This is a genomic window from Janthinobacterium sp. HH102 (assembly GCF_001758625.2).
Lineage (GTDB): Bacteria > Pseudomonadota > Gammaproteobacteria > Burkholderiales > Burkholderiaceae_D > Janthinobacterium.
The window spans coordinates 1,088,414-1,111,958 of record NZ_CP062062.1 but is presented as its reverse complement, the minus strand read 5'-3'; the positions used below and the strand labels follow the sequence as shown (position 1 = coordinate 1,111,958).

Annotated in this window: 27 protein-coding genes and 1 pseudogene; 9 read left to right on the top strand and 19 right to left on the bottom strand. The window is 62.5% G+C overall.

Annotated features, from left to right (window positions below; translation table 11 throughout):
- Nucleotides 1-28 precede the first annotated feature (28 nt).
- The 3 genes from JAB4_RS05050 (at nt 29) to JAB4_RS05040 (ending at nt 2,791) form a co-directional block, all read left to right on the top strand.
- On the top strand, nt 29-412 hold the full coding sequence (locus JAB4_RS05050) for a BlaI/MecI/CopY family transcriptional regulator (RefSeq protein ID WP_070222793.1): 384 nt from the start codon (nt 29-31) through the stop codon (nt 410-412).
- Nucleotides 409-1,656 (top strand): M56 family metallopeptidase, encoded by a 1,248-nt coding sequence (locus JAB4_RS05045; RefSeq protein ID WP_070222795.1) that lies wholly within the window; start codon nt 409-411, stop codon nt 1,654-1,656. The genes JAB4_RS05050 and JAB4_RS05045 overlap by 4 nt, the downstream gene beginning before the upstream one ends.
- A gap of 97 nt (nt 1,657-1,753) precedes the next feature.
- Entirely contained in the window at nt 1,754-2,791 is a 1,038-nt protein-coding gene (locus tag JAB4_RS05040; RefSeq protein ID WP_070222797.1) for an oxidoreductase, read from the top strand.
- 21 nt (nt 2,792-2,812) lie between these two features.
- Here JAB4_RS05040 and JAB4_RS05035 read toward each other — a convergent pair whose 3' ends face one another.
- The 5 genes from JAB4_RS05035 to JAB4_RS05015 form a co-directional block, all read right to left on the bottom strand.
- Nucleotides 2,813-3,142 carry a hypothetical protein gene (locus JAB4_RS05035; protein WP_070222878.1) on the bottom strand — a complete coding sequence of 110 codons (330 nt, stop codon included), beginning with the start codon at nt 3,140-3,142 and terminating at the stop codon, nt 2,813-2,815.
- The gene (locus tag JAB4_RS05030) at nt 3,142-3,606 is read right to left on the bottom strand and encodes a carboxypeptidase-like regulatory domain-containing protein (protein ID WP_070222799.1); all 465 of its coding nucleotides are present in this window, start codon (nt 3,604-3,606) and stop codon (nt 3,142-3,144) included. Before JAB4_RS05030 ends, JAB4_RS05035 begins: the two co-directional genes overlap by 1 nt.
- Nucleotides 3,607-3,668: 62 nt before the next feature.
- Complete coding sequence (locus JAB4_RS05025; RefSeq protein ID WP_070222801.1) at nt 3,669-3,860, bottom strand: YqaE/Pmp3 family membrane protein; 192 nt, start codon at nt 3,858-3,860, stop codon at nt 3,669-3,671.
- A 95-nt stretch (nt 3,861-3,955) separates the two neighbouring features.
- Nucleotides 3,956-4,822 carry an alpha/beta fold hydrolase gene (locus JAB4_RS05020; RefSeq protein ID WP_070222804.1) on the bottom strand — a complete coding sequence of 289 codons (867 nt, stop codon included), beginning with the start codon at nt 4,820-4,822 and terminating at the stop codon, nt 3,956-3,958.
- 21 nt (nt 4,823-4,843) lie between these two features.
- Entirely contained in the window at nt 4,844-5,737 is an 894-nt protein-coding gene (locus JAB4_RS05015; RefSeq protein ID WP_070222806.1) for a LysR substrate-binding domain-containing protein, read from the bottom strand.
- A 125-nt stretch (nt 5,738-5,862) separates the two neighbouring features.
- On the opposite strand from JAB4_RS05015, the gene JAB4_RS05010 reads away from it, so the two are divergent.
- Nucleotides 5,863-6,606, top strand: a complete 744-nt coding sequence (locus tag JAB4_RS05010; protein ID WP_070222808.1) for a sulfite exporter TauE/SafE family protein — start codon at nt 5,863-5,865, stop codon at nt 6,604-6,606.
- Nucleotides 6,594-6,848, top strand: a complete 255-nt coding sequence (locus tag JAB4_RS05005; RefSeq protein WP_070222810.1) for a GNAT family N-acetyltransferase — start codon at nt 6,594-6,596, stop codon at nt 6,846-6,848. The genes JAB4_RS05010 and JAB4_RS05005 overlap by 13 nt, the downstream gene beginning before the upstream one ends.
- On the opposite strand, the gene pyrE is transcribed toward JAB4_RS05005, so the two are convergent.
- A complete protein-coding gene (gene pyrE / locus JAB4_RS05000; protein ID WP_070222812.1) occupies nt 6,845-7,507 on the bottom strand; it encodes an orotate phosphoribosyltransferase in 663 nt (220 codons plus the stop codon). The two genes, JAB4_RS05005 and pyrE, sit on opposite strands and share 4 nt — an antisense overlap.
- A 109-nt stretch (nt 7,508-7,616) precedes the next feature.
- On the opposite strand from pyrE, the gene JAB4_RS04995 reads away from it, so the two are divergent.
- The gene (locus tag JAB4_RS04995) at nt 7,617-8,393 is read left to right on the top strand and encodes an exodeoxyribonuclease III (protein WP_070222814.1); all 777 of its coding nucleotides are present in this window, start codon (nt 7,617-7,619) and stop codon (nt 8,391-8,393) included.
- 143 nt (nt 8,394-8,536) lie between these two features.
- Here JAB4_RS04995 and JAB4_RS04990 read toward each other — a convergent pair whose 3' ends face one another.
- The 13 genes from JAB4_RS04990 to JAB4_RS04930 form a co-directional block, all read right to left on the bottom strand.
- On the bottom strand, nt 8,537-9,439 hold the full coding sequence (locus JAB4_RS04990) for an RluA family pseudouridine synthase (RefSeq protein ID WP_070222816.1): 903 nt from the start codon (nt 9,437-9,439) through the stop codon (nt 8,537-8,539).
- Between the two features lies 1 nt (nt 9,440).
- Nucleotides 9,441-10,343: a M48 family metallopeptidase gene (locus tag JAB4_RS04985; RefSeq protein ID WP_070222818.1), complete on the bottom strand. Its 903-nt coding sequence runs from the start codon at nt 10,341-10,343 to the stop codon at nt 9,441-9,443.
- Nucleotides 10,324-11,583: an AmpG family muropeptide MFS transporter gene (locus tag JAB4_RS04980; protein WP_070222820.1), complete on the bottom strand. Its 1,260-nt coding sequence runs from the start codon at nt 11,581-11,583 to the stop codon at nt 10,324-10,326. The genes JAB4_RS04985 and JAB4_RS04980 overlap by 20 nt, the downstream gene beginning before the upstream one ends.
- On the bottom strand, nt 11,583-12,194 hold the full coding sequence (gene metW / locus JAB4_RS04975; RefSeq protein WP_070222822.1) for a methionine biosynthesis protein MetW: 612 nt from the start codon (nt 12,192-12,194) through the stop codon (nt 11,583-11,585). Before metW ends, JAB4_RS04980 begins: the two co-directional genes overlap by 1 nt.
- Complete coding sequence (locus JAB4_RS04970; protein ID WP_071650235.1) at nt 12,191-13,390, bottom strand: homoserine O-acetyltransferase; 1,200 nt, start codon at nt 13,388-13,390, stop codon at nt 12,191-12,193. Before JAB4_RS04970 ends, metW begins: the two co-directional genes overlap by 4 nt.
- Before the next feature lie 133 nt (nt 13,391-13,523).
- Nucleotides 13,524-15,266 (bottom strand): phosphoenolpyruvate--protein phosphotransferase, encoded by a 1,743-nt coding sequence (gene ptsP / locus JAB4_RS04965; protein ID WP_070222880.1) that lies wholly within the window; start codon nt 15,264-15,266, stop codon nt 13,524-13,526.
- A gap of 44 nt (nt 15,267-15,310) precedes the next feature.
- A complete protein-coding gene (locus JAB4_RS04960; RefSeq protein ID WP_010393142.1) occupies nt 15,311-15,580 on the bottom strand; it encodes an HPr family phosphocarrier protein in 270 nt (89 codons plus the stop codon).
- Nucleotides 15,581-15,672: 92 nt separating this feature from the next.
- Nucleotides 15,673-16,077 carry a PTS fructose transporter subunit IIA gene (locus JAB4_RS04955; protein ID WP_035824452.1) on the bottom strand — a complete coding sequence of 135 codons (405 nt, stop codon included), beginning with the start codon at nt 16,075-16,077 and terminating at the stop codon, nt 15,673-15,675.
- A 12-nt stretch (nt 16,078-16,089) separates the two neighbouring features.
- The gene (gshB, locus tag JAB4_RS04950; protein WP_070222826.1) at nt 16,090-17,046 is read right to left on the bottom strand and encodes a glutathione synthase; all 957 of its coding nucleotides are present in this window, start codon (nt 17,044-17,046) and stop codon (nt 16,090-16,092) included.
- Nucleotides 17,047-17,142: 96 nt separating this feature from the next.
- A complete protein-coding gene (gshA, locus tag JAB4_RS04945) occupies nt 17,143-18,441 on the bottom strand; it encodes a glutamate--cysteine ligase (RefSeq protein ID WP_070222828.1) in 1,299 nt (432 codons plus the stop codon).
- Between the two features lie 203 nt (nt 18,442-18,644).
- Nucleotides 18,645-20,186, bottom strand: a complete 1,542-nt coding sequence (gene amt, locus JAB4_RS04940; RefSeq protein WP_193725209.1) for an ammonium transporter — start codon at nt 20,184-20,186, stop codon at nt 18,645-18,647.
- Nucleotides 20,187-20,197: 11 nt separating this feature from the next.
- Complete coding sequence (locus tag JAB4_RS04935; RefSeq protein ID WP_010393464.1) at nt 20,198-20,536, bottom strand: P-II family nitrogen regulator; 339 nt, start codon at nt 20,534-20,536, stop codon at nt 20,198-20,200.
- 11 nt (nt 20,537-20,547) lie between these two features.
- Nucleotides 20,548-21,315, bottom strand: coding sequence for a TorF family putative porin (locus tag JAB4_RS04930; RefSeq protein ID WP_070218127.1), 768 nt, complete (start codon nt 21,313-21,315; stop codon nt 20,548-20,550).
- A gap of 270 nt (nt 21,316-21,585) precedes the next feature.
- On the opposite strand from JAB4_RS04930, the gene JAB4_RS04925 reads away from it, so the two are divergent.
- The 3 genes and pseudogenes from JAB4_RS04925 (at nt 21,586) to JAB4_RS04915 (ending at nt 23,542) form a co-directional block, all read left to right on the top strand.
- Nucleotides 21,586-21,840 (top strand): accessory factor UbiK family protein, encoded by a 255-nt coding sequence (locus tag JAB4_RS04925; protein WP_070218129.1) that lies wholly within the window; start codon nt 21,586-21,588, stop codon nt 21,838-21,840.
- A 119-nt stretch (nt 21,841-21,959) separates the two neighbouring features.
- Nucleotides 21,960-22,202: pseudogene (locus JAB4_RS04920) on the top strand (magnesium chelatase domain-containing protein); the annotation flags it as partial.
- Nucleotides 22,203-22,387: 185 nt separating this feature from the next.
- Nucleotides 22,388-23,542, top strand: a complete 1,155-nt coding sequence (locus JAB4_RS04915) for a tyrosine-type recombinase/integrase (RefSeq protein WP_070300391.1) — start codon at nt 22,388-22,390, stop codon at nt 23,540-23,542.
- Nucleotides 23,543-23,545 lie beyond the last annotated feature (3 nt).

Here is a 23,545-nt window from a genome sequence, read left to right as displayed (position 1 = left end):
ATTGAATTTCAGGCAAGAGGAAGACCGCATGACCAAGACGCACGACATCCCGAAACCGACGGCAGCCGAGCTCGATCTGCTGCAGGCGCTGTGGCCGCTGGGTGCGGCCACGGCCAAGCAGGTGCACGAGGCGATGGCGCTGGCCAAGCCGGCCATCACCTATGGCACCGTGCTGCGCCTGATGCAGATCATGCACGGCAAGGGCTTGCTGATCCGCGACGAAAGCCAGCGCTCGCACGTGTATGCGCCAGCGCAGGCGCAGGACAGCCTGCAGACGAATCTGCTGAAGGAATTGATGCAGAAGGCCTTTGCCGGTTCGGCCAAGGCGCTGGTGCTGGCGGCGCTGCGCACGGGCGTGTCGCGCGCCGAACGCGAGGAAATCGAAAAAATGCTCAAGGACGATCAGTCATGAGCGGCTTCGTGCCGGCGCTGGGCTGGACCCTGCTGCACTTCCTGTGGCAAGGGCTGCTGATCGGCTGCGCCACGGCGCTGGCGTGGGCGGCCCTGCGCAATGCGCGTCCCGAGGCGCGCTACGCCGTCGGTTGCGGCGCCCTGCTGGCCTGCCTGGCGTGGCCGGCGGCGGGCTTGTATCTGCGCCTGGCCGGGGCCGATGCCACGGGCGCGCTGTACTCCAGCGCCTTGCTGCCCGCCGCGCTGCTGGCGCCCGACAGCCTGCCCGACCTGGACCTGCTGCTGCGCGCCGTCGTCGGCGTGTGGGCTCTGTGCGCCGCCGTGCTGGCCGTGCGCATGGCGCTGGGCATGCTGTGGATAGAGCGCAGCGCCAGGAACACGGGCACCACGCATGGACAACTGCAGACAAGGCTGTCGCGCATGGCGCACGATGCCGGCGTGGCGCGGCCCGTGCGGCTGCGCGTGCTCGACAACATCGCCAGTCCGCTCACGGCCGGCATCTGGCGCCCCATGGTGCTGGTGCCCGCGGCACTGCTCACCGGCATGCCGCCCCACCTGCTCGATGCGCTGCTGGCGCATGAACTGGCGCACATCCGGCGCCACGATTATCTGGTCAACCTGCTGCAAAACGCCATCGAGGCGCTGCTGTTCTTCCACCCTGCCGTCTGGTGGATTTCACGCGGCGTGCGCCTCGAACGCGAACATATTGCAGATGATTTCGCAGCAAGACAACTGGGCGAACCGCGGCGTCTGGCTCTTGCACTCTCGGAACTGGAACGTCTCCAGTTCTCAACCCACCACCTGGCCCAGGCGGCCAACGGAGGAGATCTTATGTCACGTATCAAACGATTGCTGCGCCCCGCACCACAAGCCCTGAACTGGAAGGCGGCCGTGCCGCTGCTGGCATTGGCCGGCGCCTGCCTCGGCATCTACGGCCAGGCCGTCGCCGCCGACAGCGCACCCGTGCTGGAGCGCCGCCCCGTCATCGACTTTGGCGTGTGCGGCAAACCGGTCTACCCGCCCGCATCGCTGCAGGCGAAGGAAACGGGCACGGTCAACCTGTCCTTTGATGTCGACGCCACCGGCAAGGTCCAAGGGTCAAGCGTGGTCAAGAGCAGCGGCCATCCTGCCCTCGACGAGGCGGCGCGCACTGGCATTGCCAAGTGCACGTTCAAGCCGGCCCTCGCTGGCGGCAAGCCGGTCAGCGCCAGCGTCAAGGTGCAATACGTCTGGAGCCTGCACTAAGGCAGGAGCGGCGGCATCGTGGCAGCATTGCTGCAGCGGTGCCGCCGCCCGCTTGCGGGTATGATCATGGATTCTTCCACGCACCTGTGAATCCGCCATGAACAAGATCAAAACCGGCCTGGTCGGCTACGGCTTTGCCGGCTCCACCTTCCACGCTCCCGTCCTGTCCGCCATCGATGCCCTGGAACTGGCGGCCGTCGCCTCCAGCAAGCCCGAGCTCGTGCACAAGGATTGGCCGCACGCGACCGTGTATGCGGAACCCGCGCAGCTGTTTGCCGATCCGTCCATCGAGCTGGTCGTCATCGCCGCCCCCAACGAGGCGCACTTCAGCCTGGCGCAAGCGGCCCTGCAAGCGGGCAAACACGTGGTGGTCGACAAGCCCTTCACCATTTCCAGCACCGAGGCGCAGAGCCTGATCGCGCTGGCGAAAGAGCGCCAGCTGGTGCTCAGCGTGTATCACAACCGGCGCTGGGATGGCGACTTCCTGACCTTGAAAGCGCTGCTGGCGCAAGGCACGCTGGGGCGCATCGCCAGCGTCGAATCGCACTTCGACCGTTTCCGCCCCGAGATCCGCCAGCGCTGGCGCGAATCCGGCGCGCCGGGCGGCGGCTTGCTGTACGACCTGGGTCCGCACATGCTGGACCAGGCCACGCAGCTGTTCGGCAAGCCGGAAAAACTGTACGCCGATATCGTCCTGCAGCGCGATGGCGCGCAAGCCGTCGACTACATGCACATCGTTTTGTATTACGACCGGCTGCGCGTGGTGCTGCAAGCGGGCTGCCTGGTGAAGGCGCCGACGGCGCGCTTCGCCGTGCATGGCGACAAGGGCAGTTTCGTGAAATTCGGCCTCGATCCGCAGGAAGATGCGCTGAAGGCGGGCGGCAGGCCGGGCCAGCCCGGCTGGGGCGTGGACCCCGTGCGCGGCGCGCTGCACCTGGGCACGCAGCCGGACGGCCATTGCGAACACCTCGAAATGCAGGCGGGCCGCTACCAGGACTTTTACCAGGGCATGGCCGACGCCATCCGCCACGGCGCACCGGCGCCGGTGGCGGCCGAGGATGCGGCAGCGACGATACGCCTGATCGAACTGGCCTTGCAAACCGCTGCCGAAGAGCGCGTACTCGCGGTCAGCTGATTCGATGTCAGCTGATCGAGGTCAGTTGATGACGAAGGCCAGCACCACGGCGCCCAGCGCCAGCAGCGCCAGGCCGCAGATGAACAGCAGCTCGCCCCACGATTCGTAGCGCAAGCGCGACTGGCCGGGGCGCAGCGACATGAACGAGAGCACTGCGCTGACGAGAAAGACGATGGCATCGACGGCGAGCAGCTTGTCGATGACCACGCGCATGTCGCCGCGCGGCGCCAGATGCCCGATCGACAGCACCGTCATGCACACGCCGACCATCGTCGCCGACGTGGGCAGGATATGCGCCGACAAACCCCGCGCCGGCAAGTCCCGTTCGGGCGCCTTGCCGTCGCCAGACATCAAGGCCGGCCCTGGTTCGTTCCCGCCGGCCAGACCAGCTCCACGCGCGCGGAACTGCCCGCCTTGATCTGCACCTTGCGCTCCAGCGTCTTGCCGGCCAGGGTGGCGCGCAGGCTGTAGCTGCCTGGCGGCAGTTTCGCCAGCAGGAACGGTCCGCTGGCCGTCGTATCGAGCACCGAAGCGCCCTTGGCATCGCGTATTTCCAGCTTCACGTCGGAAGCAAATTCCGCCTTGCCCGCTGCCTGCACGGAAAACACCAGGCTCAAAGGCCAATGCCGGCTGGCGCTCTTGATGGCCGTCGACTCATCGAGGCCGATGCCGCCACTCAGGTACTCCACCGCCCCGTTCTTCTGCACGGGCGGCAGTGCGCCGTCGGTTTGCGCCTGCGCCGCACTTCCCAGCAACAGCCCGGCGGCCAGCATCGCCGCCGCCAGGCCCAGGGTACCGCGTCTGTTTAATGCCATCTCACTCTCCTCATGTCGGTTGAATCAAGATAGGAAGCGCAGCTTAGGCCAGTCTTAGAAGGTTAGCGCCGGCGCATGGCGTCGGCGATCTTCTGGTCCGTCTTGTACTGGCTCAGCGCATACACGGCCCAGATCGTGGCCGGCAGCCAGCCGATCAAGGTGATTTGCAGGATCAGGCAAATGATGCCGGCGATCGGACGGCCGATCGTGAAAAAGGTCAGCCATGGGAGTAACAGGGCAATCAGCAAGCGCATCGTTCGTTCCTTGAGTATTCCCCTGTGCCGCGGGGACCGGGCCGGCATGCGCCGGCGGTAAATGCAGTCAAACCGATTATAACGATACCCGGCCGTCAAGCCTGCACGGGTGCCAGCAGTTTTTCCATCCAGGCCAGGATGGCGGCAAAGATCGCTTCGCGGTTCACTTCATTGAAATTCTCGTGATAATTGGCCGGATAAAAATGATAGTCGAGCAAGCCATCGGGCACGCTGCGCAGCAGGCTTTCCGTGGCGCGGCTGTCGGCCAGCTTGTCGTCGCCCGCCACTGCGGCGAACAGGGGGAAGCGCCAGTCCGACAAGCCACCCGCCAGTTCCTTTTGCGCCGACGTCAGCGCATGGGCGAAACGCACCGACGCCGCACTGGCGCGTATGCCGTCGCGCTCGTCCTGGAAATGGCGCGCGGTGATGGTTTGGTCATGCGTGAGCAGCATGGTCAGGTTACCCAGCGGCACCTTCATCGTGGGGAAGCGCCGCGCCAGCCAGCCCGACAGCATCTGCAGCACCTTCGGCACGGGAATCGCATTCACGTAATACGGCGATGAAATAATGAAGCCCTTGATGGCCGGATCGCCCGCAAAGCGGCGCAGCCCCAGGTGGGTGGCGATCAGGCCGCCCATGGAGTGGCCCATGACGAAGATCGGCACGCCCGGATACGCCTGCTTGACCCAGGCGAGGAACAGCTCTTCGTCGTCAAGGAAGGCGTCGAACGAGGGGATGTCCACCTTGCGCTTGCCGTCGTGGCCCACCATGTCGAAACTGACGGTGGCGATGCCGTGCTGGCGGAAGTATAGCGCCGGCGTGACGTAGTCGCCCGCATGCGCCATGCCGCCGTGGATGGCCAGGATCACGGCGCGGGGATGCTCCGGCTGCCAGATGTGGATGGGCCGCTCGACCCGGTCGCTGCACAGCAGGCTGGCCATCTTGTCTTCTGAAAAACGCATCGCTGCTCCTGTCATGCCCTGTCACGCCTTCAGATGATCGATCAACTGGCGCGCATACAGGGGTAATTCACTGAACTGGCGCACGCAGATCGTCAGATTGCGTACCGACCAGGGATCGGATAATTCCAGGCAGCGCAGCGCCATCGTTTGCTGGCAGCGGCTGGCCGCCGCCAGCGGCACCACGCTGATGCCCACGCCGCTGGCCACCATGCGGCACACGGCATCGAAGCTGCGCAGGCGCACGCGCACCTTCAAGGGGCGGCCCAGGCGCGCCGCATGCATGCCCAGGTACTGCTGCATCGCACTGTCGTCGGCCAGGCCGATGAAATCGTGATCCAGCAGCGTGGAGAACGCGACGACGCCATCCTGGCCCAGGGCGCGGTGATGCACGCCGTCGGCCGCGGCGATCACCACCAGCCGGTCGGGGCGAAACAAAAACGTCTGCAAGCCGCGCATGTCGACCGAGTCGGACACGATGCCCATGTCGGCCAGCCCTTCCGAGACGGCCTTGACGATATCGTAACTGAGGCGCTCTTCCAGGTCGATGGTCAGGTTCGGATGGCGGTCGAGAAAAGCGCCTAGCGCCTCGGGCAAAAATTCGCTGAGCGCGGCCGTATTGCACAGCAGGCGCAACTGCCCTTTCAAGCCGCGCGCAAACTCGCCAAGCTCGCCACGCATTTTCTCCATTTGCAGCAAGACGAGGCGCGCGTGATGCAGCAAGGTCTGGCCCACGGGCGTCGGCTCCACGCCGCGCCGTCCGCGCAGCAGCAAGGGCATGCCCAGCATCTCTTCCATGCCGCGCACGCGCGCGCTGCTGGAGGCCAATGCGAGATGGCTGCGCGCGGCGCCGGCCGTCAGGCTGCCCGCTTCCACCACGTTGACGAACAGCTGCAAATCGACCAGATCAAAGCGCATGACGGCTCCCCTTTTCACCATCTTACCAGCCTTCGTATTTTACTGAGGCTGACTCAAAATAATCCACCTTGGCGAAACCGCCCAGCACGCGCAGAATCCACGCAATTCACTGTGGAACAGAAAAAATGGAGACGTCATTTCTGCTGGCCGTCGGCGCCAGCTTCCTCGTCGCTGGCTTCGTCAAGGGCGTAGTCGGATTGGGCTTGCCGACGGTGGCCATGGGCACGCTCAGCCTCGTCATGCCGCCCGTGCAGGCGGCGGCCCTCTTGATCGTGCCGTCGATGGTGACGAATATCTGGCAACTGGCGGCCGGCCCCGGCCTGCGCGGCCTGCTGAGGCGCCTGTGGCCCATGCTGGCGGCCGTCATGGCCGCTACCGTGGCGGGCGGCGCCCTGCTGCCGGCCGACAGCGGCGCCTGGGCCGTCGTCGCGCTGGGCGTGGCGCTGATGCTGTATGCGTTGGCGGGCCTGTTTTCGCTGCAGCTGCGCGTGCCGGCGCGGCACGAAGCGTGGCTGGGGCCATTGGCCGGCGCGGCGACGGGACTGGTGACGGCCGCCACGGGCGTGTTCGTGATCCCCGCCGTGCCGTATCTGCAGGGACTGGGGCTGGCGCGCGATGCGCTGGTGCAGGCGCTGGGCCTGGCCTTTACGGCATCGACCGTGGCGCTGGCGGCCAGCCTGGCCCTGCACGGCGACTTCAGCCTCGGCGCGGCCGGCGCATCCGCGTATGCGCTGCTGCCGGCGCTGGCCGGCATGCTGGCCGGTCAATGGCTGCGCGGGCGCATCGCGCAGCAGGTATTCAAGCGCTGCTTTTTTATCGGCCTGTTCGCCCTGGGCCTGCATGCGGCGGTCAAACCATGGCTGGCGTGATGCGGATAGACTGGCAAGGGGACAGCGCGCTGTGCGCGTGGATCGACGGCCAGCAGGTGGCCATGCTCGATATCAGCAGAGACGCCGATGAAGTGACGGTGAACATGCTGTTCGTGAAACCGCCGTTCCGCCGGCGCGGCATCGGCGGCGCGCTGCTGCAGCGGCTGCTGCAATGCCATCCGCAAGCTGGCGCCGCCTGCAGCGACCCGCGGCTGCGGGCGCTGCTGGAAAAGACGACTTAAATACCGTAGCGCGTGCGGTACGCGGAAACGGCATCCTTGTATTGGAGCAGTTCCGGATCGGCGCCCGCGCCGTTCAGGTAGCCGAACAAGTCGTCCAGGTTGCCGATCGAGATGACGGGGATGCCATACTGTTTCGACACTTCCTGCACCGCCGAACTTGGCGACAGCTGGCCGTCCGGGCCGGAACGCTCCATGCGGTCCAGGGCGATCAGCACGGCGCATGGTTCGGCGCCGGCGGCGCGTATCATGTCCACCGATTCGCGCACCGAGGTGCCGGCCGAGATCACATCGTCAATGATGACAACTTTGCCATGCAGCTTGGCGCCGACGATGGTGCCGCCTTCGCCGTGGTCCTTGGCTTCCTTGCGGTTGAAGGCGAACGAGGTGTTGCGGCCCTTGCCGGCCAGCGCCACGGCGGTGGCCGACGCCAGGGTGATGCCCTTGTAGGCGGGGCCGAACAGCATGTCGAATTCCACGCCCGAGTCGAGCAGGGTCTGCGCGTAGAACTGCGCCAGCTCGGCCAGGGTGGCGCCGTCATGGAACAGGCCCGCATTGAAGAAGTACGGCGATGATCGCCCGGCCTTGGTGGTGAACTCGCCAAACCGCAAGACTCCCTTGGATACTGAAAACGCGATAAACTGCTGGCGTAAATTATTCACATTAGCCTCATTTTTTAAAAGTGCCTGTATTTTAATCCGCGCGCAGCGGCGAGACAATCGCCATGCCGCGCCCGCCGGCCCCGTCCAGCGCCCTTTTCATTCTCACTCTATGCCAAAAATTATCTCCGCCAACCTGAACGGCATCCGTTCCGCCGCCAAAAAAGGCTTTTTCAACTGGATGGGCACGCAGACGGCCGATTTCATCTGCGTACAGGAATTGAAGGCGCAGCTGCCCGACATGACGCCGGAATTCCTCAACCCGCATGGCTACCATGGCCATTTCCACTATGCCGAGAAAAAGGGGTACTCCGGCACGGGCGTATACAGCAAGGTGGAACCGGACGCCGTGCATATCGGTTTCGGCAGCCCCGAATTCGATGCCGAAGGCCGCTACGTGCGCTGCGATTTCGGCAACCTGTCCGTCATTTCCGTGTACTGCCCCTCCGGCTCGTCCGGGCCGGAACGCCAGGAAGCCAAGTTCCGCTTCATGGAACTGTTCCTGCCGCACCTGCTGGAATTGAAGGCGCTGGGCCGCGAAGTGGTCATCTGCGGCGACTGGAACATCGCCCACCACGAAATCGACCTGAAGAACTGGAAGGGCAACAAAAAGAATTCCGGCTTCCTGCCGGAAGAGCGCGCGTGGCTGACGCGCGTCTTCGACGAAGTGGGCTTTGTCGACGTGCACCGCGGCCTGGACAAGCGCGAAGACCAGTACACGTGGTGGAGCAACCGCGGACAAGCCTACGCGAAGAACGTGGGCTGGCGCATCGATTACCACGTCGCCACGCCCGGCATCGCAGCCCAGGCGCATACGGTCAGCGTCTACAAGGACGAGCGGTTTTCCGATCACGCACCGTTGATCATCGATTACACGGTCAAGGGCTGATCTGATACGTCCGTGGTGGTGTCGGCTTACGCGCTGCGCGCCAAGCCGCCCTACGCTGAATCTGCCGTAGGTCGGATTAGGACCGCAGGACCGTAATCCGACAGCATTGTTGGCACGTCAGTGATGGTGGCGGATTAAGCATGTCACGCAAGCACGCGCCGGCTTTCGAAATGGCGCGGCTCGCCCGACAGCGGGTCCGTGAAATCGATGGCGCGCGCCAGCAGCTGCAAGGGCTGCGACATGTCGTCTTCCCTGCACGGCAGGGCCACCGGGTAAAACGCATCGTTGACGATGGGGATGCCCAGCGAGGCCAGATGCACGCGCAGCTGGTGCTTGCGGCCCGTATGCGGCTGCAGCCGGTACAGATTCACGCCGCCGCGCTCTTCGATCACATCGATGACGGTTTCCGAATTCGGCTCGCCCGCTTCCTCGCGCATGAGGAAAAACTGCGCGCCCTCGACCATGCGGCTGTGGTAGGTGAATGGGAAATCGCGTCCCGCCAGCACGGGCGCCAGCGCCTCGTACGTCTTGCGCACCTCGCGGCGCTGGAACAGCGTTTGATACGCGCCCCGGCTGGCGATCTGGCGCGAAAAAATCACCACGCCGGCCGTCTCGCGGTCGAGGCGGTGGATCGGCGTGAGGTCGGCGCTATCGAGCCGTTTCTTCAGGCGCGTCAGCAGGGTCTCCTGCACGAAGCGCCCGCCCGGCGTCATGGGCAGGAAATGCGGCTTGTCGACCACGATCAGATGCTCGTCCTGGAACAGGATCTCTTCCTGGAAGGGAATCGGCGTTTCCCGCTCCAGCTCGCGGTAGTAAAAAATGCGCATGCCGCGCCTGTATGCGCTGCCGGGCGCCAGCACGGCGCCGTCGCCATCGACCACTTCACCGCGCGCCATGCGGTCCCGCCATTGCGCGGCGCTGATCTGCGGATAGCGCTCGACCAGAAAGGACAGCATGTCCGGCCACTGCCCTTCCGGCAGCCACAGGTAGCTGGCCGCCACGCCGTCGCGCATGGGCAAAGGTGCGGCGGCGTGACGCTTGGTCATCCTAGCGCTGCGCGATGGCGTTGCTGCGGTATGTCGGCAAGGCGTCCACGCTGACGCCCTTGCTGCGCGCGTACAGGGGCAGCACTTGCGCCATGTGGCTGTTCATCTGCGAGATACGGTCCTTGCCCGACGGGTGCGTCGAGAGGAATTCCGGCGGCGCGCCCTTGCTCACTGCCGCCATTTTCTGCCACAGGATGACACCGGCGCGCGGGTCGAAACCGGCGCGCGCGGCCAGGTCCATGCCGATCAGGTCCGCTTCGCGTTCATCGTCGCGCGAAAACTTCAGCATCACGCCCTGCGCCGCCATATTCGTGGCGGTGCTGGTGATGCTCGGATCGACGCCGAGCCAGGCCGACAGTCCGGCGCCGGCCAGCTTGGCGCCGACGGCGGCCAGGTTGCCCTTGCCTGCCTGCGCCTGCGAGTGTTCGCGCAAGGCGTGCGAGATTTCATGGCCCATGACGATGGCCACTTCGTCGTCGGTCAGATTGAGCTTGGTGATGATGCCACTGTAAAAAGCAATCTGCCCGCCCGGCATGCAAAACGCATTGACCTGGTCGGAATTGAGCAGGTTGACCTGCCAGTTCCAGTCGGCCGCCGCCTCGTTCCAGCGCGTGGCGAACGGGATGATGCGCTGGGCGATGGCGCGCAGGCGTTTCACTTGCGGGTCGCTGTCGGGCACCAGCGCATTTTTTTCCTTCGCCTCGTTGACCAGCTGCGCATATTGCTGCTTCGACTGTGCATTGAAATCGGCACCGCCGGCAAAGATGCGCGACGTCGACAGGGGACGCACCTTGATGCCGTCCTGGACCGTCGCCTGCTGGGCGTGGGCGGACAGGGGCGCCAGCGCGGTGGCCGCGCACAGGCTGGCCAGGATAGCGTAACGTTTAAGGGATATTGGTGCCATTGGCAGACCTCCATGGAGCAATTTTAGGCAGCATCATCATGGCCGGAAAGGCCAGGAAGAAGCACACGATGAAAAACGAGAACCAGCCCAGCTCGGCGACCAGAAAGCCCACCGAGGCATTGATCAGGGTGCGCGGCACGGCGCTCAGGCTGGAAAACAAGGCATATTGCGTGGCCGTATAGCGCGGGTCCGTGGTGCGCGACAGGAATGCGACAAAGGCAGCCGCGCCCAGGCCCAGGCTGGCGAAAGCTTCAAAACCGATCACGGCGCTGAGCAGCATGGTATTCGGTCCCACCTGCGCCAGCCAGGCGAAACCCAGAATCGCGATCGCCTGCAGCGCGCCAAACACCCACAGGCCCCGGTTGATGCCCAGCTTGAGCATCCACACGCCGCCCACCACGCCACCGGCCAGGCTGGCCCAGAAACCCGTGGTGTTGGCGGCCAGGCCGATCTGCGTCATGGAAAAACCCAGATCCAGATAGAACTTCGTCGCCAGCGCCGTGGCCATGCTGTCGCCGATTTTGTAGAGTAATACGAAGGCGAGTATCCACATTGCGTTACGCCAACCATCGCGCGCGATGAATTCCTGGAACGGCAGGATGATCGCTTCGCGCATGGTCTTTGGCGGCGAGCCGTACACGGTCGGCTCCCTGATCAGCAGGGTGCACACGAGGCCCGGCAGCATGAAGGCGGCCGTGATCCAGAACACGGGCTGCCATGGCATGCGGTCGGCCAGGATCAGCGACAGCGCGCCCGGCACCATGCCCGCCACTTTATACGCGTTGACGATGACGGCCGCGCCCAGGCCCTGCTCGTTGTCGGCAAGGATTTCACGCCGGTAGGCGTCGATGACGATGTCCTGGCTGGCCGACAGAAAGGCCACGCCGCCGGCGGCGGCCGCGATCAGGCCGATCTGCGTGAGCGGATCGAGCATGCCCATGGCGCCGATGGAAAAGAACAGCGCCACTTGCGTGAGCGCCATCCAGCCGCGCCGGCGTCCCAGTCCCAGGATGCGGTAGCGGTCCATCAGGGGCGCCCACAGGAATTTCCAGATGTACGGGAACTGCACCAGGGCGAACAGCCCCAGCGCCTTGACGTTCAAGCCCGACTTGGCCAGCCATGCCTGCAGCAGGTACAGCAGGATGAACAGGGGCAGGCCGGAACTGAAGCCCAGCACCAGCACGGCCAGCATGCGGCCATTGGCATAGGAACGCCAGCCGGGCGCCGGGCTTGTGCTCATCAATGCACCGCTTTTTTACGCAGGCGGAAGACGGCCAGGTCGCCACGCAGGTTCGGCAGCACGGAAACCATCTTGCCTTCGGCCAGGGCCACGCATTCGATCACTTCCAGGCCGCATTCCTCGGCCAGCTCGCGGAAGTCGTTGATGGTGGCGCAGCGCACGTTGGGCGTGTCGTACCACTGGTAGGGCAGCGACTTCGACACGGGCATGCGGCCTTTCAGCAAGGCCACGCGGTGCGGCCAGTAGGCGAAGTTGGGGAACGAGACGATAGCCTCGGCGCCCACGCGCACGATGTCGCGCAGCAGCGGCTCGACCTGCTTCATCATCTGCAAGGACGACAGGCACAGCACCGTATCGAAACTGTTGTCGCCAAAGATGGCCAGGCCCTTTTCCATGTCCTGCTGGATCACGTTCACGCCGCGCAGGGTGCTGGCCAGCACCTTGTCGTCGGCGATCTCGATGCCATAGCCGCTGCACTCCTTGTCGCTTTGCAGATACTGCAGCATCACGCCTTCGCCGCAGCCCACGTCCAGCACATGCGCGTTGTTCGGCACCCAATGGGCGATGAAGGCCAGGTCGGGGCGCAGCGCGCTCAATTCGTCAAAAGTCATGCGGTCTCCTTGGCGCCCTGGCGGACGGCGGTGTGCGGTGCAGGAGCGGGCAAGCCCGCCCCGATGTCGTTCCAAACCTGGCCATAATAGGCGCGCACCATGTTCATGTAGCGCGCATCTTCCAGCAGGAAGGCGTCGTGGCCGTGCGGCGCGTCGATTTCGGCATACGTGACCTGGCGGCGGTTGCACACCAGCGCTTCGACGATCTCGCGGCTGCGTTCTGGCGAGAAGCGCCAGTCGGTGGAAAACGAGGCGAGGAAGAACCTGGCCTTGGTACCCGACAGGGCTTTGGCCAGGTCGCCGCCATGCGCGCGCGCCGGATCGAAATAGTCGAGCGCCTTGGTGATCAATAAATACGTGTTCGCGTCGAAGTACTCGGAGAACTTGTCTCCCTGGTAGCGCAGATACGATTCGATCTCGAAGTCGATGCCGAAGCCGAATTTGTAGTCGCCCGTCTGCGCCGCGTCGCGCAGCTTGCGGCCGAATTTCTCGGCCATGTCGTCATTCGACAGATACGTGATGTGGCCCACCATGCGCGCCACGCGCAAGCCGTTCTTCGGCACCACGCCGTGCGCATAGAAGTCGCCGCCATGGTAATCGGGGTCGGACAGGATGGCCTGGCGCGCCACGTCATTGAAGGCGATGTTTTGCGCCGACAGCTTGGCCGTCGAGGCGATCACCACGCAGTGGCGCAGCCGCTCGGGGAACATGATGCTCCACGCCAGCGCCTGCATGCCGCCCAGCGATCCGCCCATCACGGCGGCGAACTGGGTGATGCCCAGTTCATCGGCCAGGCGCGCCTGCGCGCTGACCCAGTCTTCCACCGTCACGACGGGGAAGCTGGCGCCATACGGCTTGCCGGTGGCGGGATTGGTGTGCATGGGGCCCGTCGAGCCGAAGCAGGAGCCGAGGTTGTTGACGCCGATGACGAAGAACTTGTCCGTGTCGAGCGGCTTGCCGGGGCCGACCATATTGTCCCACCAGCCCGTGCTTTTCGGCTCGTCCGCATAGACGCCGGCCACGTGGTGCGAGGCGTTCAGGGCGTGGCAGACCAGCACCGCGTTCGATTTGTCGGCGTTCAGGGTGCCGTAGGTTTCATACATCAACATATAGTCCCGCAGCGATGCGCCGCTTTGCAGCTGCAGGGGTTGCGCAAAATACATGGTTTGCGGCGAAACGATTCCAATGGATGACATGTGTGTCGGTTTATAAAAGGGGGGCGGCCCCACGGGCCATGGTCGATGCAGCACCGCGATGATAGGTGCTGCAACTTTAACATCAAGACACCTCTTGCCGCGCGCGATGTGTCCTGATGCTTAAGGTGACAGTTTACATGAGCTGCAGTTGCTGGACGGCTTCCGCGATCACATTTGGTTCCATCGAACGCATAATTTTGCGCATTTGTGGCGCAATCAGGCCCAGGTCGCTGTTGAGGATCTCTTGCTTGACCGCCAACAGCTGCGCCGGATGCATGGAAAACTCGCGCAAGCCCATGCCCAGCAGCAAGCGCGTGAGCTTCACGTCGCCCGCCATCTCGCCGCACACGGCCACGTCGATGCCCGCCTTGTGGCCGGCCGCGATCGTCATCGAGATCAGCTGCAGCACGGCCGGGTGCAGCGGATTGTACAAATGCGCCACTTCGTAATCGACCCGGTCGATGGCCAGGGTGTACTGGATCAGATCGTTCGTGCCGATCGACAGGAAATCCATGCGCTTGACGAACATGGGCAGGGCCAGCGCGGCGGCCGGAATCTCGATCATGGCGCCCACTTCGACCTCGTCGTCGAACTTGACGCCCTCCTCGCGCAGGCTGGCCTTCGCCTGCGCGATCATGGCCAGCGACTGGTCGATCTCGAACGCATGCGCGAGCATGGGGATCAGGATGCGCACCTTGCCGAAGGCGGAGGCGCGCAGGATGGCGCGCAGCTGCGTCAGGAACAATTGCGGCTCGGCCAGGCAGTAGCGGATGGCGCGCAGGCCCAGGGCGGGATTCAAGGCCGTATGGTCGGACTGGTCGAGCGGCTTGTCGGCGCCGATGTCGAGCGTGCGGATGGTGACGACTTTTCCCTTCATCGACTGCACCGTGTTGCGGTAAGCCTCGAACTGCTCGTCCTCGGTGGGAATCTTGTGGGCGCGGCCCATGAACAGGAATTCGGAGCGGAACAGACCCACGCCGCTGGCCCCCGACTCCAGCGCAAACGCGCAATCCTCGGGCAACTCGATATTCGCCAGCAGGGTGACGGGCGTGCCGCATTTGGTGACGGCCGGCGTCTTTTTCAGCTTGCCCAGCTTCTTGCGCGCGCGCTGCATGGCCACCTGGCGCTCGCGGTACTGTTCCAGCACCAGCGCGCTGGGGTTGGCGATGACGACGCCGGCGTCGCCGTCGATGATCAGCCAGTCATCCTGGTCGATCAGCATCGACGCCTGCGACATCCCGACGGCGGCCGGGATATCGAGGCTGCGCGCGACGATGGCCGTGTGCGAGTTCTGCCCGCCCACGTCGGTGATGAAACCGATGAAGGAGCGGTCGCGGAACTGCAGCATGTCGGCCGGAGAAATGTCGTGCGCGACGACGATCATCTGCGCCATCAATTCGTCTTCGGCCGCGGCCTTGGGCAGCAGCTGCTCCGTGCCCAGCAAGACTTTCAATACGCGCTCGGCCACCTGCTGGATGTCGGCCTTGCGTTCGCGCAGGTACGGGTCTTCGATTTCATCGAACTGCGCCGACAACTCATCGATCTGCGTCAACAGCGCCCATTCGGCGTTGTAATGGCGCTTGCGGATGATGTCGAGCGGCGCTTCGGAAATCATCGGGTCGGAGAGGATCAGCGCATGCACGTCGATGAACGCGCCCAGCTCCGTGGGCGCATCCTTGGGCAGCTCGTTCCACAGGGTCTGCAGTTCCTTGTGGACGGTGGCGATGGCGCTTTGCAGGCGCTGGACTTCGGCTTCGATCTGTTCCTGGGCGACCAGGTAATGTTTGACGTCAAGGGCGGCCGGCGCCAGCAGATGTGCGCGGCCGATGGCGATGCCGCGGGAAACCGGGATGCCGTGGAGCGTGAAAGATGCCATGGGTTGACCTGTCGGAATGCGGCTGCGGCTGCGTTCGGCGGGCATTACTCGCCTTCGCCAAACCTGTCATTAATCAGGGCGGTGAGCGCATCGACACATGCCTGCTCATCATCGCCCTCGGCTTCCAGGGTCACTTTCGCGCCCTTGCCGGCGGCCAGCATCATCACGCCCATGATGGACTTGGCGTTGATGCGGCGCGCGTTGCGGGTCAGCCAGACGTCGCTCTTGAACTTGGCGGCGAGCTGGGTAAATTTGGCGGAGGCGCGTGCGTGCAGTCCCAGCTTGTTGATGATTTCGAGTTCTTTTTGAATCATTTTTGTATGGTCTCTATCCCTGAATGCACTACGCTGATGACAATCTTGGCCTATAAAACCCGCCGCCTTCAGGGCGGCGGCCATGTACTTCCTTACTCGCCCACGCGAATGCGGTTATCGACGCGCACGGCGCCGCTTTGCGCGCCGGCCAGCGCCATCTCCACCACCACGTCGAGCGTGTCGCGGCGATACGTGATGGCGCGCAGCAGCATCGGCAGGCTGATGCCGGCGATGACTTCCACCCTGCCCGCATCGGCCAGCTTGTTGCAGCAGTTCGACGGCGTGCCGCCCTTCACGTCGGTAATCACCAGCACGCCGGAACCGTCGTCGAGGCGGCAGATGGCGTCCGACGCCAGCTTTTGCACTTCCGCCAGGTCCTGGTCGGCGACGACGTCGATGGCTTCAAACCGCTCCGTTGGACCGCGAAACACATGCGCGCAGGCAGCGATGAAAGCCTGTCCCAGCGGTGCATGTGTCATGAGCAAAATCCCTACCATAGTCAATACCCTCTAGCGCTGCTGCGCTTGCGCAACGCCATGCTCGACGGCGTCGACAAACATGGCCGCCACGTCAAAGCCCGTCTGCTGCATGATTTCCTGGAAGCAGGTCGGGCTGGTGACATTGACTTCCGTCAGATAGTCGCCGATCACGTCCAATCCTACCAGCATCAGGCCACGCGCGGCCAGGATCGGGCCCAGCTTTTCTGCGATTTCCAGGTCGCGCGCCGTCAATGGCTGCGCCACGCCCGTGCCGCCGGCCGCCAGGTTGCCCCGCACTTCGCCCGCCTGCGGGATGCGCGCCAGCGAAAACGGCACCGGCTTGCCGCCGATGACGAGGATGCGCTTGTCGCCCTTGACAATGTCGGCGATGAAACGCTGCGCCATGATGGTCTGCGCGCCGTTCTCGCTCAAGGTCTCGATGATGGCGCCCAGGTTCAGGCCATCGGCCTTGACGCGGAAGATGCCCGTGCCGCCCATGCCGTCGAGCGGCTTGAAGATGACGTCCTGGTGTTTGGCGTGGAAGGCGCGCAGGCGCGCTTCATCCGACGTCACCAGGGTCGGCGACGTGAATTCGGAAAACTGGGCAATCGCCAGCTTTTCATTGTTGTCGCGGATGGCGGACGGCTTGTTGAAGACGTGCGCGCCCTGCTTTTCCGCCAGTTCCAGCAAATACGTGCCGTACACGTATTCCATGTCGAACGGCGGGTCCTTGCGCTCGATGATGGCGTCCAGGGCCGACAGGCGCACTTCCTCGGTCGAGACGACCTTGTACCAATCGTGTTCGTCGCCCGTCAGCGCGATGTGGTTTACCCGTGCCGTGACGATGCCCTCTTCCAGCGCCATGTCCTTCTGTTCGAACGCGTACACGGCATGACCGCGTTTGGCCGCCTCGCGCATCATGGCGAAGGTGGAATCTTTGTAAGTCTTGAAGCCTGCCAGCGGGTCGGCAAGGAATGCAATTTTCATGGTGCGTCCAATCGGGGAGCCTGATAAGGAATGCTTGATTCTAGCCGAGATCGCCAGGTGCGGTAGTCACCGCGCCCGGCAAGCTGCGGGGAGCGATCAATACACCTCGGGATTCGGGTCCGTGCGCTCCATTTCCAGCGACGCCGCCAGCAAGGCCAGGCGCGCCACCACGCCATACACATAGAAGCGGTTCGGCGCGGCCGTGCCCGGCTTGGCCTTCAAGTCCGGCACGGCATGCTGCTGGGCAAACGCCAGCGGCACGTACTGCGAGCCTGGGGCGTTCAGGTTCTGGTCGACACCCTTTTCCGCGTGCACGCGGTAGAAGCCGCCCACCACATAGCGGTCGATCATGTAGACGACGGGTTCGGCCACGGCATCCTTGATGCTTTCAAACGTGGGCACGCCTTCCTGGATGATGACGTCGGTGACGACCTTGCCATCCTTGACGATGGACATCTTGTCGCGCTGCTTGCGCGACAGGTCGCGCACTTCGCTGGCGTCGCGCACCGTCATGATGCCCGTGCCATACGTGCCCGCATCGGGCTTGACGATGACGAAGGGCTTTTCCTTGATGCCGTATTCCTTGTATTTCTTGCGGATCTTGGCCAGCAGCACGTCGACGCTGGCGGCCAGCGCATCTTCGCCCTCGCCTTCCTGGAAATTGACGTCGCTGCACTTGGCGTGGAAGGGATTGAGCATCCACGGGTCGACATCGATCATCTTGCCGAATTTTTTCACCACTTCATCGTAGGCCGTGTAGTGGTTGCTCTTGCGGCGCAAAGCCCAGCCCGCGTGCAAGGGCGGCAGCAAGCTTTGTTCATGAATATTTTGCAAGATATCAGGGATGCCGTCCGACAAGTCGTTATTCAGCAGAATCGTGCACGGGTCGAAATCCTTCAAGCCCAGGCGGCGGCCGTTGTTCAGGCGCACGAGGGGCTCGATGACGAGCATGTTGCCATCCGGCAACGCCAAGGGTGTCGGCTGGGTGATCTCGGGCGACCACGAACCGAAGCGCACGTGCAGTCCCGTCTGGCGGAAGATCTGCATCAGGCGCGCCACGTTCTGCAGGTATTGCGGCGTGGTGTTGTGCAATTCCGGCACGATCAGCAGGTTGCGGGCGTCCGGGCAATACTTGTCGATGGCAGCCATGGCGGCCTGCACGGACAGGGGCAGCATTTCCGTGGCCAGGTTATGGAAACCACCAGGGAACAGATTGGTATCGACGGGCGCCAGTTTGTAGCCGGCGTTACGCAAGTCTACCGAGCAATAGAAGGGCGGCGTGTGTTCTTGCCACTCCATGCGAAACCAGCGCTCAATGGCCGGCGTCGCGGCCAGAATCTTTTTTTCGAGGTCGAGCAGCGGTCCGGTCAGGGCCGTGACGAGATGGGGAACCATAGTTACATCCTTAAATTATGTGCAGTATTCAAAAAAGCACACAGAACTGCCGACTATATTACCGTGTAAGTACCCCAAATCGGGGCAAAACCCTTGTTTTAAAGACCTTTTCCATTCCCACAACGAAAAAAAGGCACCTCAATGAGGCGCCTTTCTGGCCGGACATGCCGCGCCGGGGCGCTGGCATGTCAGATCCTTGTTATTTAACCATGATACGCTTGCTCGCCATGGCTGGTGATGTCGAGGCCTTCGCGCTCTTCTTCTTCCGGTACGCGCAAGCCGATGACGATGTCGACCAGTTTATAGGCGACGACGGAGACGACGGCCGACCACAGGATGGTGGTGCCGACCGCTTGCGCCTGCACCCACACCTGATGACCGATCGAATACGGATCGGCCGACATCTTGTTGGTGACATAGTCGAAGATGCCCTGGCCGCCCAATTGTGGTGCAGCAAACACGCCCGTCAGCAAGGCACCGAGGATACCGCCCACGCCATGCACGCCGAACACGTCGAGCGAATCGTCGGCGCCGATCAGGCGTTTCAGGCCATTCACGCCCCACAGGCAGACGATACCGGCCAGCAGGCCGATGACCAGGCCGCCCATCGGGCCGACAAAGCCGGCCGCCGGGGTGATCGCCACCAGACCGGCCACGGCGCCGGACGCGCCACCGAGCATGGATGGCTTGCCTTTGCTGATCCACTCGCCAAATACCCACGACAGGGTGGCGGCGGCCGTGGCCAGCAAGGTGTTGACGAAGGCCAGGGCCGCTACGTCGCCCGCTTCCAGCGAGGAACCGGCATTGAAACCGAACCAGCCCACCCACAGCAGCGAAGCGCCGATCATGGTCATCGTCAGCGAGTGCGGCGCCATCGATTCGCGGCCGTAGCCGACGCGCTTGCCGATCATGATCGCACCCACCAGGCCGGCGACGGCGGCATTGATGTGCACCACGGTGCCGCCGGCGAAGTCCAGCGCGCCTTTTTGCCAGATCCAGCCCGCTTTCAGGGCTTCGCTGGCCGAGGTGGCGGCATTGGTGATCAGGTCAGGACCGGTCCAGAACCACACCATGTGGGCGGCCGGCAGGTAGGCGAACGTGAACCACAGCACGACAAAGGCCAGCACGGCGGCAAACTTGGCGCGCTCGGCGAAGGCGCCGACGATCAGTGCGCAGGTGATGGCGGCAAACGTGCCCTGGAAGGCGACGAAGACGAACTCGGGAATGACGACGCCCTTGCTGAAGGTGGCGGCGGCGGCAAACGTGCCCTTGGCCGGATCCCAGATACCGTTCAGGAACAGGCGGTCGAAGCCACCGAAGAAGGCGGTTTTTTCCGTAAAGGCGATCGAGTAGCCGTAGATACACCACAGCACGATGACCAGCGCGAACACCATGAACACTTGCATCAGCACCGACAGCATGTTCTTCGAGCGCACCAGGCCGCCGTAGAACAGGGCCAGGCCGGGGATGGTCATCAAAATCACCAGCAAGGTGGAAATCATCATGAAACTGGTATCGCCCTTGTTGGCGACAGGGGCGGCAGCCGGTGCGGCAGCGGCCGGGGCCGGGGCCGGGGCGGCGGCAGCGGGCGCGGCGTCAGGCACGGGCGTGACGGCGGGGGCGGCAACGGCCGTGGTCGTGGCCGCCTCCGTCTTGGCAGGGGCATCGGCAAAGCTCGGCGTGGCGACGCCAAACGCACACAGACAGGCTATCCCAGCGAGCAATTTTGTTATATTTTTACGCATCAATATTCCCCTTAGAGCGCTTCGTTGCCGGTTTCACCGGTACGGATGCGGATGACTTGTTCCAGGTTGTAGACGAAAATCTTGCCGTCGCCGATTTTACCGGTACGCGCGGCGCCTTCGATCGCTTCGATGGCCTGGTCGACAATGGCGTCATCGACGGCTGCTTCAATCTTGGTTTTTGGCAAAAAATCAACGACATACTCGGCGCCACGGTAGAGTTCCGTATGGCCTTTCTGGCGGCCGAAACCTTTGACCTCGGTGACGGTAATGCCTTGCACATTGATAGCCGACAAGGCTTCGCGTACTTCGTCCAGTTTGAACGGTTTAATGATTGCAGTAATCATTTTCATGGCAGTCTCGCTTAAAAGGTTTTGGATACGGTCAGCACGAGACCGGATTTCGCCAGATTCTTGCCATTCGGTGCCAGCGACGTGATGTTGGCCTTGACGGCGGCCAGAGCCACGGTTACCACGCCGAAATCCTTGGTCACGCCGATCTTGTAATCGTTATAGCTGAGGGAATCGTTGTGCGCGACCTTCTGGCGTCCGGCATGCAGGTTCAGCATGTAGCCATCGTGCACATCGACGTTGGCACCCACATCGAGGTAGCCGCTGTTCTTGCTGTCAGGCACGCCGAACAGATTACTGGTCGAATGCGAGTACTTGATGTAGGCCGGGCCATAGCCGAGCTGACCGTACAGTTCGAAGGTGTTCGCGTTGGTGCTCAGCCCATTCGAGGGATAGAAGTAGTACAGGCCGCCCACATCGTAGGTGAAATCCTTGCTGATCTCGCCACGTTTGCCGCCGTAGATATCCCATTCCAGGTTGGTATCGCCGCCGCCGTCCTTGATCCATTTGATGCTCGACAGCCAGGTCCCCACGTACAAACCCGTCGGATTGTGGGTATAGTCGGCGCCACCGCTGACGGCAGGGTCGAGACGGCTTTGCGACACGCCACGGTAGCGGTAGTCGCTGGTCAGCGCCACGTTGTAGCTCACCACGTTATCAGGTACGGCTTCGGCCGCAGCAGGCGCCGCCACTGCATCCTGGGCCATGGCGTTGCCGCACAAGGCGGTCATGGCCAGCGTCAACGCTGCAGCTAAAGTCATGTTCTTGGACAGATTCTTCATGGCGATTCCCTTTTATTGAACTTTTAAAGCGGTTGAGGTTTAAAATCTTGGCTGGAGATCACAAAGCGTTCATACCTTCTTTAGCAGAATACGTGCCAGCTCTCTTGCCACCTTGACAGGTGCGTTTCCGGCCATACATACCCTGCAAGCCGCTGGGCATGCGGAAATACGCTGCTGAAGCGTTGTGGATTTGCCTATTTTCGCACCAGATTAACACCGCTGTGCACCGCAATGGTGCGATGCACATGCCGCACCATAAAAGGACTGAACATGGACATGAATACCTTCTTTAACGACTTGCAAGGCAAGATCCACCAGGCCATCGAGAACTCGCCGGCCAAGGATATCGAGAAAAACGTGAAATCGATGATGACCCAGGGCTTCGCCCGCCTCGATCTCGTCACGCGCGAGGAATTAGATATTCAGGCGCAAGTGCTGGCCAAGACCCGCGCCAAGCTCGACGCACTGGAATTGCGCCTGATCGAACTGGAAACGCGTCTGAACGAGCCCAAGGCCAAGGTGTAAGGTTGTAAGGTGACGCCAGCCAGACCACGTTATTGACGGCCTTGCTGGCATAGCTCAAGCCTGACGGCGTTTCACGCGCTAGACTGAGACTGCCCGCGCCCGCGCCACAGGGGAGTTTGATGAGTCTGGCCGTCCTGAAAAGCCGCGCCCTGGCCGGCATGGAAGCGCCCGAGGTAAGTGTCGAAGTCCACCTTGCCAACGGTTTGCCTTCATTTACGATAGTCGGCCTGCCGGATACGGAAGTGAAGGAATCGCGCGACCGCGTCCGTGCCGCGCTGCAAAACTGCGGCTTTGAGATGCCGGCGCGGCGCATCACGGCCAACCTGGCGCCGGCGGACTTGCCCAAGGAATCGGGGCGCTTCGTTATGGTGCTAATATAGTGTTAGGTATTAAGATAAGCAGAATCAGCCTCATAGCTTATTGATGCATACGGTCAGTTGGAGTCAGGGGGGAGGACAGCCTCAATTCGTCAAACGATGGCAGAGGCTGGATTGCTACTACCTCCTTGTGAACAAGCAGCACGCTTGCCCAAAGGAAGGTTTGTGACATGATTCTGTTAAGCGCCACTAGCGAGTATGTGATTGCCGGACGGTCGAGGAAGGGCTTCCCAATTCTTTTGAACAGCGACATGAGTAGTTGCTCGGAAGTCAACGAATTCCTGCGCTTTTATCTACTTCGTGCCCAGATAGAGTCAAAGGGCTCCTGGGAGCCCATCAGTAGGTCGCTTTACGACTATTTTGGTTTCCTCGAGGCCCACGGACTATCGTGGAAGGATGTAAACCGTGGCGAGACCAAGAACCTATTGGCTGCTTATAGAGATTATTGCTTTGGAACAGCATCACTAGCCCGTAACACCGTTATCCTGCGCATAACGTACATCTGTGAGTTTTACAAATACGCACTGCGACAAGGTTGGCTCGACACGTTGCCCTATCAATATGAGCGGCGTCATCACGTTAATCGACCGCCTGGCTTCTTCGCACATTTGGCATCCAGCAACAATACTGCTTTAGGTATTTCCGCAGTGCCACGCCGACATCGTTCTTTGATCAAGTTTTTGTCCTTGGAACAAGCGCGCCTGCTGTTAAGGGCAGCGACCAACGTCCATCATGCGGCAATCATTCGCACCGGCCTGCTTACAGGTATGCGCCGAGCAGAGCTTGCGACCTTCCCCGCTGCGTATGTCTTCGACCCTAGGAAGTCCAAGGCCGTCGGAAACAATGTCAGCGTGACTCTTGATCCGACCGATGGCAGTGGCATGCGAACAAAAGGATCTAAACCACGAGTAATCTATATTGACCGCGAGGTGATGCGTGGACTCTATCGGTACAAGTCCCTTTATCGTGGCGAACGCTCATCATTGACATCCGACCAGCACTCCAATTTATTTCTGAATAAGGATGGCCAACCTTTCACGGACTGCGGGAAAGGTATTGAGGCCATCGTCCGCAATCTGGGTAAAAGCATTGGCATTTCTGCTTACCCTCACATCCTCCGCCATACTTACGCGACTCATACCCTCCACGCTTTACAACTGCGATCCTCCAGTGGAAAGGGCATTCAGCCACTGGTTTTCCTCCAACGACAACTGGGCCACTCGTCACTTAACACAACAATGGAATATTTTCATTTACTCGACCAGATTGCTACTGATGCAGCTCTTGCCTACGACGAAGAACTGAGTTTTTGGAAAGAGGATTGAGCA

Excerpts from the sequence above, each read along its gene's own strand:
- JAB4_RS05040 (WP_070222797.1), top strand. The coding sequence starts at position 1,754 with ATGAACAAGATCAAAACCGGCCTGGTCGGCTACGGCTTTGCCGGCTCC.
- JAB4_RS05010 (WP_070222808.1), top strand. The coding sequence starts at position 5,863 with ATGGAGACGTCATTTCTGCTGGCCGTCGGCGCCAGCTTCCTCGTCGCT.
- JAB4_RS05030 (WP_070222799.1), bottom strand. The coding sequence starts at position 3,606 with ATGGCATTAAACAGACGCGGTACCCTGGGCCTGGCGGCGGCGATGCTG.
- metW (WP_070222822.1), bottom strand. The coding sequence starts at position 12,194 with ATGACTTTTGACGAATTGAGCGCGCTGCGCCCCGACCTGGCCTTCATC.
- gshA (WP_070222828.1), bottom strand. The coding sequence starts at position 18,441 with ATGGTTCCCCATCTCGTCACGGCCCTGACCGGACCGCTGCTCGACCTC.
- JAB4_RS04970 (WP_071650235.1), bottom strand. The coding sequence starts at position 13,390 with ATGTCATCCATTGGAATCGTTTCGCCGCAAACCATGTATTTTGCGCAA.
- JAB4_RS04925 (WP_070218129.1), top strand. The coding sequence starts at position 21,586 with ATGGACATGAATACCTTCTTTAACGACTTGCAAGGCAAGATCCACCAG.
- JAB4_RS04955 (WP_035824452.1), bottom strand. The coding sequence starts at position 16,077 with ATGGTAGGGATTTTGCTCATGACACATGCACCGCTGGGACAGGCTTTC.
- JAB4_RS04980 (WP_070222820.1), bottom strand. The coding sequence starts at position 11,583 with ATGAGCACAAGCCCGGCGCCCGGCTGGCGTTCCTATGCCAATGGCCGC.
- JAB4_RS05005 (WP_070222810.1), top strand. The coding sequence starts at position 6,594 with ATGGCTGGCGTGATGCGGATAGACTGGCAAGGGGACAGCGCGCTGTGC.
- JAB4_RS04960 (WP_010393142.1), bottom strand. The coding sequence starts at position 15,580 with ATGATTCAAAAAGAACTCGAAATCATCAACAAGCTGGGACTGCACGCA.
- JAB4_RS04915 (WP_070300391.1), top strand. The coding sequence starts at position 22,388 with ATGATTCTGTTAAGCGCCACTAGCGAGTATGTGATTGCCGGACGGTCG.
- JAB4_RS05035 (WP_070222878.1), bottom strand. The coding sequence starts at position 3,142 with ATGTCTGGCGACGGCAAGGCGCCCGAACGGGACTTGCCGGCGCGGGGT.
- JAB4_RS04935 (WP_010393464.1), bottom strand. The coding sequence starts at position 20,536 with ATGAAAATGATTACTGCAATCATTAAACCGTTCAAACTGGACGAAGTA.
- JAB4_RS05050 (WP_070222793.1), top strand. The coding sequence starts at position 29 with ATGACCAAGACGCACGACATCCCGAAACCGACGGCAGCCGAGCTCGAT.
- JAB4_RS05045 (WP_070222795.1), top strand. The coding sequence starts at position 409 with ATGAGCGGCTTCGTGCCGGCGCTGGGCTGGACCCTGCTGCACTTCCTG.
- JAB4_RS05025 (WP_070222801.1), bottom strand. The coding sequence starts at position 3,860 with ATGCGCTTGCTGATTGCCCTGTTACTCCCATGGCTGACCTTTTTCACG.
- JAB4_RS05020 (WP_070222804.1), bottom strand. The coding sequence starts at position 4,822 with ATGCGTTTTTCAGAAGACAAGATGGCCAGCCTGCTGTGCAGCGACCGG.
- JAB4_RS04985 (WP_070222818.1), bottom strand. The coding sequence starts at position 10,343 with ATGGCACCAATATCCCTTAAACGTTACGCTATCCTGGCCAGCCTGTGC.
- JAB4_RS04995 (WP_070222814.1), top strand. The coding sequence starts at position 7,617 with ATGCCAAAAATTATCTCCGCCAACCTGAACGGCATCCGTTCCGCCGCC.
- JAB4_RS05015 (WP_070222806.1), bottom strand. The coding sequence starts at position 5,737 with ATGCGCTTTGATCTGGTCGATTTGCAGCTGTTCGTCAACGTGGTGGAA.
- gshB (WP_070222826.1), bottom strand. The coding sequence starts at position 17,046 with ATGAAAATTGCATTCCTTGCCGACCCGCTGGCAGGCTTCAAGACTTAC.
- JAB4_RS04930 (WP_070218127.1), bottom strand. The coding sequence starts at position 21,315 with ATGAAGAATCTGTCCAAGAACATGACTTTAGCTGCAGCGTTGACGCTG.
- JAB4_RS04990 (WP_070222816.1), bottom strand. The coding sequence starts at position 9,439 with ATGACCAAGCGTCACGCCGCCGCACCTTTGCCCATGCGCGACGGCGTG.
- amt (WP_193725209.1), bottom strand. The coding sequence starts at position 20,186 with ATGCGTAAAAATATAACAAAATTGCTCGCTGGGATAGCCTGTCTGTGT.
- ptsP (WP_070222880.1), bottom strand. The coding sequence starts at position 15,266 with ATGGCATCTTTCACGCTCCACGGCATCCCGGTTTCCCGCGGCATCGCC.